The sequence below is a fragment of the Abiotrophia sp. HMSC24B09 genome (assembly GCF_001815865.1).
GTDB lineage: Bacteria > Bacillota > Bacilli > Lactobacillales > Aerococcaceae > Abiotrophia.
The window spans coordinates 112,269-127,498 of sequence record NZ_KV822195.1; the positions used below are offsets into that span (position 1 = coordinate 112,269).

General features: G+C 45.3%; 15 protein-coding genes. All 15 read left to right on the forward strand.

Annotation, left to right across the window (positions count from 1 at the left end):
- Positions 1-13 precede the first annotated feature (13 nt).
- The 15 genes from HMPREF3093_RS01730 to HMPREF3093_RS01800 all read left to right on the forward strand — a co-directional run bounded on the left by HMPREF3093_RS01730 (position 14) and on the right by HMPREF3093_RS01800 (position 15,228).
- Positions 14-1,078 carry a rod shape-determining protein gene (locus HMPREF3093_RS01730; protein WP_070755323.1) on the forward strand — a complete coding sequence of 355 codons (1,065 nt, stop codon included), beginning with the start codon at positions 14-16 and terminating at the stop codon, positions 1,076-1,078.
- A gap of 12 nt (positions 1,079-1,090) precedes the next feature.
- Positions 1,091-1,291: a DNA-directed RNA polymerase subunit beta gene (locus HMPREF3093_RS01735; protein WP_023390951.1), complete on the forward strand. Its 201-nt coding sequence runs from the start codon at positions 1,091-1,093 to the stop codon at positions 1,289-1,291.
- 135 nt (positions 1,292-1,426) lie between these two features.
- A complete protein-coding gene (locus tag HMPREF3093_RS01740; protein WP_070755324.1) occupies positions 1,427-1,804 on the forward strand; it encodes a hypothetical protein in 378 nt (125 codons plus the stop codon).
- A 180-nt stretch (positions 1,805-1,984) separates the two neighbouring features.
- The gene (gene mraZ, locus HMPREF3093_RS01745) at positions 1,985-2,416 is read left to right on the forward strand and encodes a division/cell wall cluster transcriptional repressor MraZ (RefSeq protein WP_070755665.1); all 432 of its coding nucleotides are present in this window, start codon (positions 1,985-1,987) and stop codon (positions 2,414-2,416) included.
- 13 nt (positions 2,417-2,429) lie between these two features.
- Complete coding sequence (rsmH, locus tag HMPREF3093_RS01750) at positions 2,430-3,371, forward strand: 16S rRNA (cytosine(1402)-N(4))-methyltransferase RsmH (protein ID WP_070755325.1); 942 nt, start codon at positions 2,430-2,432, stop codon at positions 3,369-3,371.
- Between the two features lie 39 nt (positions 3,372-3,410).
- The gene (locus tag HMPREF3093_RS01755; protein ID WP_070755326.1) at positions 3,411-3,872 is read left to right on the forward strand and encodes a hypothetical protein; all 462 of its coding nucleotides are present in this window, start codon (positions 3,411-3,413) and stop codon (positions 3,870-3,872) included.
- A complete protein-coding gene (locus HMPREF3093_RS01760; RefSeq protein WP_070755327.1) occupies positions 3,869-5,566 on the forward strand; it encodes a peptidoglycan D,D-transpeptidase FtsI family protein in 1,698 nt (565 codons plus the stop codon). The genes HMPREF3093_RS01755 and HMPREF3093_RS01760 overlap by 4 nt, the downstream gene beginning before the upstream one ends.
- A 19-nt stretch (positions 5,567-5,585) precedes the next feature.
- Positions 5,586-7,076: a UDP-N-acetylmuramoyl-L-alanyl-D-glutamate--2,6-diaminopimelate ligase gene (locus tag HMPREF3093_RS01765; RefSeq protein WP_070755328.1), complete on the forward strand. Its 1,491-nt coding sequence runs from the start codon at positions 5,586-5,588 to the stop codon at positions 7,074-7,076.
- A 38-nt stretch (positions 7,077-7,114) separates the two neighbouring features.
- Complete coding sequence (gene mraY / locus HMPREF3093_RS01770) at positions 7,115-8,065, forward strand: phospho-N-acetylmuramoyl-pentapeptide-transferase (RefSeq protein WP_070755329.1); 951 nt, start codon at positions 7,115-7,117, stop codon at positions 8,063-8,065.
- A gap of 21 nt (positions 8,066-8,086) precedes the next feature.
- Positions 8,087-9,478 carry a UDP-N-acetylmuramoyl-L-alanine--D-glutamate ligase gene (gene murD / locus HMPREF3093_RS01775; protein WP_070755330.1) on the forward strand — a complete coding sequence of 464 codons (1,392 nt, stop codon included), beginning with the start codon at positions 8,087-8,089 and terminating at the stop codon, positions 9,476-9,478.
- Between the two features lie 17 nt (positions 9,479-9,495).
- Complete coding sequence (gene murG, locus HMPREF3093_RS01780) at positions 9,496-10,608, forward strand: undecaprenyldiphospho-muramoylpentapeptide beta-N-acetylglucosaminyltransferase (RefSeq protein WP_070755331.1); 1,113 nt, start codon at positions 9,496-9,498, stop codon at positions 10,606-10,608.
- A gap of 32 nt (positions 10,609-10,640) precedes the next feature.
- Positions 10,641-11,819: a cell division protein FtsQ/DivIB gene (locus HMPREF3093_RS01785; protein WP_070755332.1), complete on the forward strand. Its 1,179-nt coding sequence runs from the start codon at positions 10,641-10,643 to the stop codon at positions 11,817-11,819.
- A 263-nt stretch (positions 11,820-12,082) separates the two neighbouring features.
- On the forward strand, positions 12,083-13,558 hold the full coding sequence (gene ftsA, locus HMPREF3093_RS01790) for a cell division protein FtsA (RefSeq protein ID WP_070755333.1): 1,476 nt from the start codon (positions 12,083-12,085) through the stop codon (positions 13,556-13,558).
- Between the two features lie 19 nt (positions 13,559-13,577).
- Positions 13,578-14,861 (forward strand): cell division protein FtsZ, encoded by a 1,284-nt coding sequence (ftsZ, locus tag HMPREF3093_RS01795; RefSeq protein WP_070755334.1) that lies wholly within the window; start codon positions 13,578-13,580, stop codon positions 14,859-14,861.
- 112 nt (positions 14,862-14,973) lie between these two features.
- Positions 14,974-15,228 (forward strand): YggT family protein, encoded by a 255-nt coding sequence (locus HMPREF3093_RS01800; RefSeq protein WP_070755335.1) that lies wholly within the window; start codon positions 14,974-14,976, stop codon positions 15,226-15,228.
- The last annotated feature ends 2 nt before the right edge of the window (positions 15,229-15,230 follow it).

Consider the following 15,230-nt stretch of genomic DNA (forward strand, 5'->3'; position numbering starts at 1 on the left):
AGGAGGGTCTTAAATGGCTAAAAACGTCGGAATAGACTTAGGAACAACAAATGTTTTAGTGAATTTATACGGTAAAGGGATTATCCTGAATGAGCCTTCTGTCGTAGCCATTGATACACGCAGCCAAGAAGTCATTGCTATTGGCTATGAAGCCTATGAAATGATGGGCCGGACACCTGAATCCATTCAGGTTATTCAACCGCTAAAGGGTGGCGTCATTGCTGACTTTGATATTGCAGAAGCCATGCTTATGCTCTTCATGCAACGTTTGAATTTAACCTCTTGGTTTGCTAAACCCAATGTTTTAATTTGTGCCCCATCAAAGGTGAGCGAGATTGAACGCCTAGCCTTAATTGAAACGGTCGAACGTGCTGGTGGAGGCCGTATCTACTTAGAGGAAGAACCAAAGGTAGCCGGTGTAGGTGCTGGGATTGACCCACTAAGCTCATCGGGTAGCATGGTCATTGATATTGGTGGTGGAACGAGTGACTTTGCAGTCATCTCTGCGGGTGAAGTAATTGCCAGTGAATCCATTAAATTGGCTGGCGATGACGTAGACCTAGCCATCATTCAATATCTCAAAGACAATTTCCACATTCTGGTTGGTGAACGTTCAGCCGAAAGCCTGAAGAAGGCGGTCGCGTCTGCTGTTCTCTTACCGGAGGAAGAAGTAGAAACCTATGATGTGAAGGGACGAGATCTCTTGACTGGCTTGCCTAAGTCAGTGAATGTCGACTCTAATATGATTTGTCAGGCTATTCGGCCAATCTTAATTGAGATTGCCCGAGTCGCTAAGCGAGTCTTAGAAACAATCCCACCTGAGATGGCAGCCGATGTTATGGAGAAAGGCATCCTCTTAACTGGGGGAGGCGCCTTAATCTATCACATGGATACCTTCCTGACAGATTTCCTTAAGGTCAGCGTCCTTAAGGCTGAGCAACCTATGAACTGTGTGGCCATTGGCTCAGGTTTGATGTTGGATTTAATTCTCTCAGGCAAATTAGAACGTACCAACCCGACATGGCGCCAACGATTGAAGCGCCGCTTACAACGTATCAAACGTCGTATTTTAGGGTAGAAAGGAGTCCTTATGGCAGAAAAACTTATGAAAAAATCCGTCTGGGCCACTGTTGGCAAGACTTTGTTACGGGTCATTATGTACCTACTCTTACTTTTCTTGTTTTTTGTCATCGGGCTGATTATCGGCTATGCCATAATTGGCAAGGGCAACTTCTGGGAAGTGCTAAGCCAAGATACTTGGCGTCATATTATTGATCTAGTCATGAAATAAGACAGTCGTCCACTCTTTGGGAGTGGACGTTTTTGTATAAGTAAGCAAAGTAGTATTTCCCCATAAATGCCTATGTAGGGGGATAGGCAAGGATAGTATTACATGCTATAATAAGGGGAATGAGGAGGTGGAGTTATGTATCCATTTGATTGGCGGGAATTATTATTATATCTATTGCCAGTTATTTATGTTTTTTTGTTTGATCGTTTTTTCCGTGAAGCAATGTCCTCCTTTTCTTTTTACAAGTTTTCACTTGCTGAAATGCTCCTCCCCATGTGGTGGGTATTGATACATGGCTTCAGTAGTTTTATTTTTGGATTCAGTCTAGGGCTTTTAACTCTCTATCTGACCTTGATTATTCTAGTAGTCCACCTCTACGACTACATTCGACGAATTGACGTTTTCAGTTACCGCCGCTACCTTCACCAGGCTAGTCGAGTCGTCTTCCTATCCTTTTCTAGTATGCTATTAGGGCTCATGCTCCTTCGCATTGCTAGCTTGTGGATCCTTTAGGGAAAATACCCCACCTTTTTACCACTCCTTCCCACCTGGTAAAACCTTGATATAATAAGCTTTTTAAGCGCCGCTAGTTTTCTAGCGGGCTTTTTTTTATGAAATTTGCAAGAAGGAGTGGTGAAAAGTGGTGGAATGTGGTAGAATATGGGTAAGCTATCATGGGAGGTGTATGCAATCGTGTTAATTGGAGAATTTCAACATAATATTGATGCCAAAGGGCGATTGACTATGCCTGCTAAATTTAGGCCTGAATTAGGTGGCCAATTCGTAGTTACCCGAGGCTTGGATGGCTGCTTGTTCGGATACCCTATGGAAAACTGGGCCGTGCAAGAAGAAAAATTAAAGAAACTCAACCTTATGAAAAAAGATGCTCGGCAATTCGCCCGCTTCTTCTACTCAGCTGCCACTGAAGTAGAAATTGACAAGCAAGGTCGGATTAACTTGCCACAGACGCTTCTTGACTACGCTAAGATTGATAAGGAATGCCGTGTCATTGGTGTTTCTGATCGCATCGAAATTTGGAGCAGCGAACGTTGGGATGAATTTGTCGGTGACGCCGAAGAAAATTATGAAGCAATTGCTGAAGGTATGATGGATTTTGACCTGTGATGGAGTGAAGACAATGGAATTTAAACATGAGACGGTGCTTTTGCATGAAACCGTTGATGGTTTGGATATCAAGCCAGACGGCGTCTATGTTGATTGCACCTTAGGGGGCGCTGGTCATGCCCAGTATTTACTGGACCAACTAGGACCTCAAGGGCATCTCTATGCCTTCGACCAGGATATGACGGCCATTAACAATGCCAAACTTAAATTGGCTGACTATGTTGAAAAAGGCCAAGTTACCTTTATTCACCAAAATTTCCGTCATTTGAAGCAGGCTTTAGAAGAGCTTGGTATTGACCAAGTGGACGGAATTTACTATGACCTAGGAGTGTCTTCGCCACAACTTGATGTGGCCGAGCGTGGCTTTAGTTATGGACAAGAAGCCCGTCTAGATATGCGGATGAACCAAGAGCAGGCTTTAAGTGCCTATGAGGTTGTCAATGACTGGCCTTATGAAGACTTGGTGCACATTCTCTATCGTTATGGAGAAGAGAAGTTTGCCAAGCGTATTGCACGTGCAATTGAAGAAAGACGTGCTCAGCAACCTATCGAGACAACGACTGAATTAGCAGAAATTGTCAAAACGGCTATCCCTGCTGCTACCCGTCGTACGGGTGGGCATCCAGCAAAACGTAGTTTCCAGGCCATTCGAATTGCTGTCAACGATGAGTTGGGGGCGGTCGAAGATTCACTGGAGCAGGCGCTGACTCTTTTGAAACCAGAGGGGCGTATTAGCGTCATCACCTTCCATTCCTTGGAAGATCGCTTAGTTAAGCAATTATTCAAGGAAGTAAGTCAAGGGCCAGAAGTGCCTCGGGGCTTACCCATTTTGCCTGGCCAGATGCAGGCGCCTTTTGCCTTGGTCAATCGCAAACCGATTGTAGCCAGTCCAGAAGAATTAGAGGCCAACAATCGTTCGCGGAGTGCTAAGTTGCGCATTCTCCGCAAGAATTAATAGAAAAGCAAGAATTAGAAACAGAAAGAAGGGATACCATTGGCTGAAACAGTAACAAGCGAACAATATTTTAAGCGCAGTTCCCAGGCTCGTTACCGCCAAGTGGCAAACCCAGAGCCGCCTTTAGCGACCAGTGCGGCAATTGATGACAGCCCAGCGTTAGGTGCGCCTGATTTAGTCAGTCGTCCTAGAGTGGGTAGTCAAACTAAAAACAGAGTGGGTTCTTTGAGACTCAGTCCTTATGAGGTTTTCTTGCTCATGCTTACTTTTTTGGTTGTGGTGGGTAGTGTCTTTGTTAATCTCATGATGCAGTCCAAGACTCAATCTATTCAACGTTCTAGCCAAGAGATGATGCAACAAACCTTAGAGTTACAGAAACAGACAGATGTAATGCGTGATCAAATGACGGAACAATATAAATACGATAACATTAAACAAGCGGCTGAAAAGCAAGGAATGAAGGTCCGCCAAGATAGTGTGAAGGATTTGACCAAGCCATGAGTCAACCAAATAATCAAATGATTCAACGTAATCTCAGATTCTTGGCAATCCTCCTTGCTGGATTAGCAAGTATCGCGATTTTCCGTTTCGCCCAAATTAGCCTTTTCAAAACAAGTAATGGGCAGGATTTAACTGCCTACCATGAAACAGGGACCAAGAGAAGTAGTATTACCGAGGCAAGGCGGGGGAGTATCTTTGACCAACAAGGGAACCCTATTGCGATGGATACTACTTCTTATTCTCTTTTTGCGGTGCTTCGCAGCGATTGGGGCGACACGAACCTTGTCAAAGACCCTGATGTGACCGCCAAAGTTTTGGCTAAGCATTTGGGCTTAGATCGCGATATGATTTTAGCTCAACTGACTCAAAACAATGTCTACCAAGTAGAGTTTGGGAATGCTGGTCAACATTTGTCATCTGAAACTAAAAAGGCGATTGAGGCCGAAAATCTACCAGGCTTAGTTTTTGTCAGCGAAACGACACGTAAATATGTTAATGATGTCTATGCATCTCACCTGATTGGCTATGCGACGGCAACGGCTAAGGAAGAAGATCAACCTTTAAGTGCTCAAGTCCTAGAGGGTAAACTGGGCTTAGAAGCTGCCTATAATGTCAGTCTTAGCGGTCAAGATGGCAACCAGTCGTCGACTCGTCAATTAATTGGCAAAGATTTACATCTAACTTTAGACTCACGTCTACAAAACAAACTGGAAGAATTAATGACCCAATACCAAATGACTTACCAGCCGGAAGCATTGCAAGCTTATCTGGTGGAGGCTAAGACTGGTAAGCTAGTAGCGGCTTCGCAACGCCCAAGCTTTAACCTCAATAGTCGTGAAGGGATTGAGGCAGAATGGAAGAACTTGATGGTGGAAGAAGCCTATGAACCGGGTTCGACTATTAAGATTTTGACCATGTCGGTAGCCTATGACCGTCAACTCTATAAACCAGGTGAACTCTATCAATCAGGCTCTATCCAAGTCTACGACCAAGTGGTTAAGGACTATAACAAAGTAGGTTGGGGTCAGATTAGTTTTGAGGAAGGCTTGACACGTTCTAGTAACGTGGCCATGGTCAATCTGGTTAACCGCATGGGAGACCAAGAGTGGGTCAAAAAGTTAGGCGACTTTGGCTTCGGTAAGGGAACTGACTTCGGTCTTGAAAATGAAACAACCGGTAACTTCCAATTTGATAACCCGGTTTCACGAATTATGAGTGGCTTTGGCCAAGGATTCTCCGCTACGCCTATCCAACTCTTACAAGCCTATAGTAGTATAGGGAATCAGGGCCAAATGCTGAAAGTTCAAGTGGTTCAAGGATTGGATTCAGCAGGTGAATTCCAATCCCGTATCTTAGGGAAGCCAATCTCTAAGGAAGCAGCTAATCATGTCCTCCAACTTATGGTGGACACGGTTGAGAAGCCCTATGGGACCGCAGTCTCCTTCCGTAACCCATATGTAAAAGTTGCGGCTAAGACAGGGACCGCCCAAATCGCAGATCCTAATGGTTCAGGCTATCTAACGGGAGCAAATGACTACTATCACTCAGTGGTAACTTTCTTCCCGGCAGATAATCCTAAATACATGCTCTATATGGCCATGAAGCGGCCGCAACAAGATCACGGGCTTCTTGGATCGCAGATTTTAGGTAAACTCTTTAATGACTATATCGAATATATTATGGTGAAACCATAAGAAGAAAGAAGGACATAGGATGCAAGTAGAAGACTTACTAAGAGCAGTTCCTAGTGGTCAATTGTATGGCCCAGAAATCAAGGGGGAAATCACGCAACTAGTTAACGATACACGTAACTTAGTGCCTGGTTGTGCCTTTGTTGCCATTAAGGGCCTACAATTTGACGGTCACACTGCTGTGGATCAAGTAGCAGCAGCTGGGGCTAAACTTATGGTGGTAGAAGTCCTGCCTGAAAATTGGCAAGACTACCCATTAAGCTTTTTCTTGGTTCCTTCAACTTTCCGAGCACAAGCCTTGTTAGCTAATCAGTTTTTTGGTCGGCCTACCGAGCATCTTAATGTGGTGGCAGTCACCGGGACTAATGGTAAAACAACCATTTCTAGTCTTATCAGTGATTTGCTCATGCAATTAGGGCATAAGACAGGGCTCATTGGGACCTTACATTATAAGGTGGATCAGACTTATTATCCATCCATCAACACGACGCCCAATGCCTTAGCTCTTCAGCAGTTATTTGCTGAAATGGTATCGGTAGGTTGTCAGGATGCTCTAATTGAAGCTTCTTCTCATGCCTTAGCCTTGGGGCGTCTTTGGGCAACAGATATTGACTGTGCCATCTTCACAAACTTAACTCGGGAGCACTTGGATTTCCATAAAACCATGGAAGGCTATGCCTATGCTAAGTCCTTGCTTTTTGCCCAACTAGGACAAAAGTTTGCGGGAGAGGGGCCAAGACTGGCTATTATCAATGCAGATGACCCTTATGCTTCCATTATGATGCAAGCAACTTCAGCGGATGTTTTGACTTATAGTCTTCAGGATTCTAAAGCCAGTGCCTATGCTGACCAACTAGCGGTTAAGGATGGTAACCAAACCTTCAGACTGCATTATCGCAATCAGACCTATCAAGTTGTTAGCCCTATGCTTGGCGCATACAACGTGGCTAACTTTATGGCGGCCTTTCTTTGCTTGGTAGACTATTACCATGTCCAACCTCAAACAGTAGTTGATTTAATGCTTAGCTTTGGTGGGGTTGAGGGCCGGATGCAAAGACTAGATTTAGGACAAGAATTCCAAGTGGTAGTCGACTTTGCCCACACACCAGATGCCATTGAACGTGTGCTTCAAGAGTTAAAGGCTCAGGAGCCTAAACGCCTAGTTACCATTATTGGACACAGTGGCGGTAATCGCGATAGTGGAGCGCGCCCGGAAATTGGGGACAAGGTCTTTGAATATTCGGATTGGATCATATTCACAGCTGATAATCCAAGGCATGAACCTGTGGCGAAAATTTGTGCTGAGTTAATTGGAAGTCACAATGAAGTGCCTTATAAGGTCATTGAAGATCGCAAGGAAGCCATTGACTATGTCATTTCTCAGGCGCAAGCAGGGGATTTATTGGTCTTTGCCGGCAAGGGTAGCGAGCCCTACCAGATTATTGGTGATGACAAGTTACCTTATGATGAAGTAACAGAAATTGAAGCGGCTGTTACCCGCCACTTTGGCTAGGAAGGCCGAAGAAATAATAAGCAGAGAGGAAGAGAGAGATGGAATTACTATTGCCAATGGCCGTGAGTTTTGCAATCACGGTAATCATTATGCCGTTCTTTATCGGCTACTTTAACTACCGAAAGATTGGGCAGACAACCCGTGAAGAAGGCCCTAAGTGGCATGAAGTCAAGACGGGGACACCTACCATGGGTGGGACGGTCTTTATCATGGCCATTTTAGTAACACTTCTAGGAGCTGCCACACTCTTGCGACTCTTAGACGGTGGTGTCTGGATGCTCTTGTTGACCTTCTTGTTATTCGGTGGGATTGGCTTTATCGATGACTTTATTAGTATCTTCCGCCATCAAAATGAAGGTTTGACGCCACGTCAAAAATTCTTAACCCAATTGATTTTTTCTGGTATTATCGTTTTAATTGGTCTCTTGAATAAGGTGGAATTAGCCTTCAACCTAGGACCTTTCCTTATCAGTAATGCCCTTGTGATTGGTATTTTCGCCTTTATCTGGATTACAGGTTTCTCCAACGCAGTCAACTTAACAGATGGTTTGGATGGTTTAGCAACAGGCTTAAATATTTTTGCTTATGGTGTTTATGGGGCCATGGCACTTAAGAGCAAGCAAACCTCCTTAGCCTTGATTTGTTTGGTGGTAGTAGGTGCATTAATTGGCTTTTTATATTATAATAAAAAGCCGGCCAAGATTTTCATGGGGGACGTTGGTTCCTTAGCTTTAGGCGCTGGTTTAGCAGTGATTTCGCTCCTAGTTAACAATCCTTGGAGCTTACTCTTAGTCGGGATTGTCTTTGTAGTAGAAACTGCCAGCGTCATGTTACAAGTAGCGTCCTTCAAGCTAACTGGTAAACGAATTTTCAAGATGAGCCCGATTCACCATCACTTTGAAATGAGTGGTTGGAGTGAACAAAAAGTTGTGACCGTATTTTGGCTCGTTGGCCTCTTAGCAGGGTTAGGCTATTATTTCATATTCTAATCAGATAAGGTGTGGAGTTTAATGGGACAAATGGGTCAAGATTTAAAAAATAAAAAAGTGCTAGTAATGGGTTATGCTATGACGGGACGCTCTGTCGTTGAATATCTCTTAACTCAAGGGGCACAAGTAACCTTAAATGACCGGGGAAATCTTCTAGAAGATTCGTCGGTCCATTTGCTTATGGACAGAGGTGTTAAGGTGGTAGATGGCGGGCACCCGCTAGAACTCTTAGATCAGGATTTTGATTTTATGGTCAAGAACCCTGGGATACCTTATCATGTACCTTTAATTGAGGAAGCCCAAAAACGAGGCTTGCCTATCTATACAGATATTGAGCTAGCTTCTTGGATTGCACCATGTCCTATTGTGGCGGTGACAGGAAGTAATGGGAAGACCACCACGACGAGTTGGATTCATCAAATGCTAGCACACCGACCACAAGGTCAGGCTCGTTTAGCAGGCAATATTGGGGTGCCGTCACTTGTAACGGCTAGCCAAGCGAGCCCTGATGATGTAATCGTCATGGAAGTATCCAGCTTCCAATTGATGGGAACCGAGAAATTTCGGCCAAGTATTGCGGTTATGACCAATTTGACCTCAGCTCATTTAGATTATCACGGAAGTCAAGAAGGTTATGAGGCGGCTAAGTTCAAATTAGTGACTAACCAAACAGCTGCCGATTTTTGGGTCTATAATGTGACGGATTCAACCCTTCGTGCGCATGCCAGTCAGGTTAAAGCCCAGCAGGTGCCGTTTAGTCATTTGCCAGCCAGCCCAGAAGTGCAGGCCCAGGGTGCCTACCGCCAAGGGGATGCTCTATATTTCCGCGGTGAGGAAGTAGCCAAAGTGTCACAAATTGGCGTGCCTGGTGACCATAACGTCCAAAACGCCCTGGCAGCAATTGCAGTGGCCAAGTTACTAGGCGTCTCCAACCAAGCTATTCAAGCGGAGTTGAGTGCCTATGCTGGCATGCCTCATCGTTTGCAACCTATTGCTAAATCAGCGGGTCGTATCTTCTACAATGACTCTAAGTCAACCAATATGGTAGCAGCTACTACTGCTCTTAAGAGTTTTACCCAACCAATCCGTTATATTGGTGGTGGTCTAGATCGAGGCAATGAATTTGATGATTTAATCCCTCACTTGGAGTATGTTGTAGAGGCCTTTCTCTATGGGGAAAGTAAAGAAAAAATGGCTAAGGCTTTCCGACAAGCTGGAGTGTCAGCCGTACATCTTTTTGAGAACCTAGATCAAGCAAGTCTAGCTGCATATGAAGCTGCTCAAGCGGGAGAAGTAGTCTTGTTCTCACCTTCATGCGCAAGCTGGGATCAATTCGCTAACTTTGAGGTACGAGGTCAGCATTTTGTGGACTTAATCCAGTCTTATCTGGCCGAAAAACCTTATAAGGACTAAAAGGGAGGTAGTCATGCATGGCTGAAATTAAACGTATTGTACTTTCAGGTGGCGGAACGGGTGGTCATATTTACCCAGCTCTCGCCCTCTATCAAGTCATTAAAGCTAAATATCCAGAAGTAGAGTGCCTCTATGTAGGTAGTCAAAAGGGCTTGGAGGCAGATATCGTCGCTAAAGAAGGTCTCGCCTTTCAATCAGTTGAGATTCAGGGTTTAAAACGTTCTTTATCTCTGGAAAATCTTAAGACAGCTTGGCTCATGTTAACCAGTGTCCACAAGGCCAAAAAAATCTTACGAGACTTTAAGCCAGATGTGGTGATTGGGACAGGAGGTTATGTCTGTGCACCAGTCCTGTATGCAGCTAGCCGTCTAGGCATTCCAAGCTTAATTCACGAACAAAATAGTGTAGCAGGTGTTACCAATAAATTCCTTAGCCGTTTCGTCAATCGGATTGCGACTTGCTTTGAAGAAGTGAAAAGTGACTTTAAGGGGCAAGAAAGCAAGATTATTTTAACTGGGAATCCGCGTGGCCAAGAAGTAGTGGCTACACCTAAAATGGACACCATCCTTTCTGAGCAATTCCAGTTGGATGATCAAGTGCCAACCGTCTTGGTGTTTGGAGGTAGTCGTGGTGCGCCAGCCATTAACCAGGCGGCCATTGAAGCTATTCCATCCTTTGCTGGACAAGACTACCAAGTTATTGTGGCAACAGGTCGAGTGCATTATGATGAACTACGCCAAAGCCTCAAGCAAGAGCTGCCAGCTAACGTCCGTCTAGTGCCTTATATCGACAATATGCCAAGTCTCTTGCGCCAAATTAAGCTAGTGGTCGGTAGAAGTGGGGCAACTAGCTTAACGGAATTAACGGCATTAGGCTTGCCAAGTATTCTGGTGCCGAGTCCTTATGTTACCAACAATCACCAGGAGCATAATGCTATGGCCCTTGTGGACCATGGCGCCGCTCGCATGATTAAACAAGCAGATTTGACTGCGACTAGCCTAGTGGAGACCATCCAGGAACTGATGGCTGACCCAAAAAACCTAGAAAAAATGGCGCAATCAGCCTATGAATTAGGGATTCGTGACGCCTCTGATCGCTTGGTCAAAGTTTTAGAAGAAATCTGCAAGTAAGAAAAATAGAATCTAGAGAAAGGAGGGAAGTAATGGCTAATTATCGTCTGGATCAGCGTAGTCGCTATCAAGAAGATTACCAAGAGAACCGTCAAACGCTCAACCAACGCCGCCAACCTAGTCGGCAAAGAAGTCAAGGCAATTACCGCTTAGATGCGAATGGACAACCTGTTATGCGACCTAATCAGGATCGTCAGCGTCCTCGTACTTATCAGGAAGCGCCCTATGACTATGAAGAAGCGCAAGGAGTTCCTAATCAGCCTGGCTTTTCAGGCAGACGCCAAGGCAATCATCGGATTAGGTCCTACGGTGATCAACCAAGTCCAGCCTGGACCGATTATGAAGAGGACTATGAGACACGCGTCGTAACCAAGCCACGAGCGGGTAACTATCGCCAAACACCTCATCACACTTCCCTCCCTGATCAAGAAAAAGCAAGTAAGGATTCTGGACAAGCAAGTTGGCCCAAGGGCAAGATGAAACTTTTTTCCGTCTTCGTTGTCTTAGTTTTAAGTCTGGCAGTAGTGGGTTATCAACTCTTGCCGACACACTATGTCAATGCTGTTCAGATTGTGGGTAATCAGCGAGTGGATGGTGAAGCCATTGTCGCCGCCTCAGGTATTCGCGATTTTGACCGTGTTAAAGACATCATGGCTAAGCGCAAGTCGATTGAACAAGCCATTATGAAGGAGAATCCACTTGTCAGCAAGGTGACCTTACGTCGTCCTAATATGCAGAGTCTCCAATTAGAGATAGAAGAACATGCCATTGTAGCCAAGATTAAATCAGGAAACCAATGGATTGCAGTCTTAGATAATGGAACTTGGGGTGATTTTAGTGCCAGTGTGGCAGCTAAAGAAGCTGTCAACCTAGACCAATTGCCAGAACTCTTGGTTCAGGCCCCATCAGGTCGAGTAACAGAGTTGACAACAATGTTGAAACAAACTCCGCCCGATATTCTCAGTCAAATTGAAAGTCTCAAGCTAGGTCAAGAGGCCAGCAAGAATAGTGCCTTTGAAGCTAAGATGCGGGACGGCAACCTGGTCAAGGCAGTACTACCAACCTTCAATCATAAGATGACCTTCTACAATCAAATGCTTAAAGAATTAGGTGATAAGAAGGGAACACTTAATCTGGAAGTGGGAGCCTACTTTACGCCATTTACAGGCCAACAACGGCCGGTAAGAGTCCAGTCTGGACAACAACCTTAATAGATAAACAAAAGCGAGGACTAAGTCCTCGCTTTTACTATATGCCCGTCTTCATAGTGTCCCGAGAGCTAGTTTGGGAAGGCTTTACTATGTGAATAAGAACTAACAGAGACAAATAAGGAAAAAATCTATATTAATTCTTTGTGACAGGCATTATTTCGCTTCATATCAAGGCCAGTATGTGATAGAATTATAGGGAGAGATTATATCTCATCCAGGGAGATCAAGCTTCCCTGTGAGAGGACAAAGGAGGGCTAACGCTTGTGAGAACCCCAGAAATTTTTGTTAGTTTAGATATTGGGACTACCTCAATTAAAGTGGTTGTAGCTGAGCACATGAATGGCCAAGTCAATATTATTGGCGTAGGTAACGCGAAGTCACGTGGCTTAAGCCGTGGCGTAATCGTTGATATCGATGAGACGGTCTATTCCATTCAACAGGCCATTGCGCAAGCAGAGCAAAAAGCACAAGTTAAAATAAATGATGTCATTGTCGGCGTACCAAGTAACAAGCTGATGATTGATAACTGTCACGGTATGATTGCTGTTTCCAGTGATACCCGTGAGATTACCGAAAAAGATGTTAATAATGTCATTATGGCTGCTAAGGTGCGGTCTGTTCCACCTGAACGGGAAATTATTTCCATCATTCCAGAAGAGTTTATTGTGGACGGTTTTACCGGCATCCGCGATCCTCAAGGTATGATTGGGGTCCGGCTAGAACTCTATGCGCGCCTGATTACAGGTCCTAAGACTATCATCCACAATATTCGTCGCTGTGTGGAGAAGGCTGGACTCAACATTACGGAATTGGTGGTACAACCTCAAGCTATTGCCGAAGTAGCCCTAACGCCTGATGAACGTGAATTTGGGACCATCATCGTAGATATGGGTGGGGGCCAAACCAGTGCCTCAATTATTTATGACAATCAATTGAAGTATTCCTTCGTTGACCAAGAAGGTGGCGACTTCGTCACCAAGGATATTTCCCTAATCCTTAATACTTCCTTAGAGAATGCGGAGCGGATTAAGCGTGAGTTTGGTTATGCGGTCTCTCGTCAGACTTCTGAAGAAGAATACTTCCCAGTGGAGACAGTTGGACGTAAGGAACCTGTTCGCGTAGATGAACGCTATTTATCGGAAATTATTGAAGCCCGTTTGGCGCAAATCTTTGAGACAGTTCGAGATGACTTGGAAGGGGTCGATGCCCTCGACTTACCAGGCGGTTTCGTTCTGACTGGTGGAGCGGCTTCCTTGCCAGGCGTCTTAGAACTAGCCCAAGAGTATTTTGGTCCTAAGGTTCGCCTCTATATCCCGGAGCAAATGGGTATGCGGAACCCAGTCTTTACGACAGCTATTGGCATGGTAGAATATGCAGCAGGCCTAGATGTTGTGCATCGTATTGCCCAAGGAACTTATCAAGCAGCAAGTTCACCACGTCAAGATCGTGGGTTTGAGCGCCCTTACCAAGAGACTGCATCACAGGATGTAACAAACCAGCCAATGATGCCACCTCGTCAGCAAGCACCTCGCCGTCCGGCAAGACCAGAACGTCAACGGCCGGTAGCAGAGCCAGTATCAGACTATGATGCATACTCCAATCTTGGAGGCTATGCTGCTGAAGAAAGTAACTATGTTCCAGAACCAGAGGCAGACGTTAATTATGATAACCCAGTCCCTGTGGTAGGTAATGGGATTATCAGTAAAATTCAAGCATTTTTCAGAACATTTTTCGATTAAGATTCAGGAGGAACGATTTATGGAATTAGCATTTGATTCAATTAACGGCCGTGACGGCGCCGTTATCAAAGTCATCGGGGTCGGCGGGGCCGGCGGTAATGCCGTTAACCGTATGATCGCAGAAGGCGTCCAAGGGGTAGAGTTCATCGTAGCCAATACAGATACTCAAGCTCTCAAAGGCTCACAAGCAGAAACTAAGATTCAATTAGGCCCTAAGGTAACCAAGGGCTTGGGGGCAGGTTCAGTCCCTGAAGTCGGTCTTAAGGCTGCTGAAGAAAGCGAAGAACAAATTCGTACAGTACTTGAAGGCGCAGACTTAGTCTTCGTAACAGCTGGTATGGGTGGGGGGACCGGTACGGGTGCTGCCCCAATCGTAGCGCGCATTGCTAAAGAATTAGGCGCCTTAACAGTGGGTGTTGTGACACGTCCTTTCACCTTCGAAGGTCCTAAACGTGGCCGTTACGCCGCTGAAGGTCTTAAGAACTTGAAGGAAAACGTGGATACCTTGGTGACCATCTCTAACAACCGTCTCTTAGAAATCGTTGACCGTAAGACGCCGATGTTAGAAGCTTTTTCTGAAGCTGACAACGTTTTACGTCAAGGGGTACAAGGGATTTCTGACTTGATTACTGCGCCAGGTTACGTAAACTTGGACTTCGCTGACGTGAAGACAGTCATGAAAGATCAAGGGACTGCTCTCATGGGGATTGGGGTTGCTTCTGGTGAAAACCGTACAGCTGAGGCAACTAAGAAGGCTATTTCTTCTCCACTCTTGGAAGTTTCAATCGATGGGGCAGAACAAATCCTCTTGAACATTACCGGTGGTTCTGACTTAACCCTCTTTGAAGCTCAAGATGCTAGCGAAATCGTGGCCAACGCTTCAACTAGCGATGTTAACATCATCTTCGGTACATCTATCAATGAAAATCTTGGTGATGAGGTAGTGGTTACTGTTATCGCAACTGGGATTGATACTGAGAAGAATGCACCTAGCAAGATGGCTCAACGCCCAGCGCGCAACAATTACAATGCAGCGCCTGCAAGCAATGCGCCTGAATCAAGCCAACCAGCGGTGTCTGCAAGTAACGACATCGAATTGGTACCACGCGGTCGCGAGAGCGAACGTGACTTATTCAGTGACTGGGATATCCGTCGTGAACAAAACACTCGTGAATCTGCTCATGAGATGCCACAGCGGACTTTCCAACGTTCAAGTGACGTTAGCCGCAACCGTCAAGTTGATACAACGGAAGATAACGAACTTGATACACCACCTTTCTTCCGCAAACGCCACCGTGGCTAAGCTAAGTAACTAGTCGCAAGCATCATGGGCACGTAAGGCTACGCTTCTAGCAGCTAGCCAGCGTGCCCATAACTGTTATGGAAGAAAAAATGAGCGAAGAGGTAGAGCTATTATGCTGATACAATTTATTTCTTGGGCCTTTACTACTTACGAGACCCTTATTATTATTTGGGCCATCATGTCTTGGTTTCCTGATGCCCGTTACAGTGACTTAGGACGTTGGGTAGGTAGCCTAGTCGAGCCTTATGTTGAGCTTTTTGATCGTTTTATCCCGCCAGTAGGGGGCTTGAGCTTTTCAGTTATGGCGGCGCTGATGGTTCTCTATCTGGTTCAAAATTTCCTTATGCGATTGTTAGTTGGAGTGTAGTC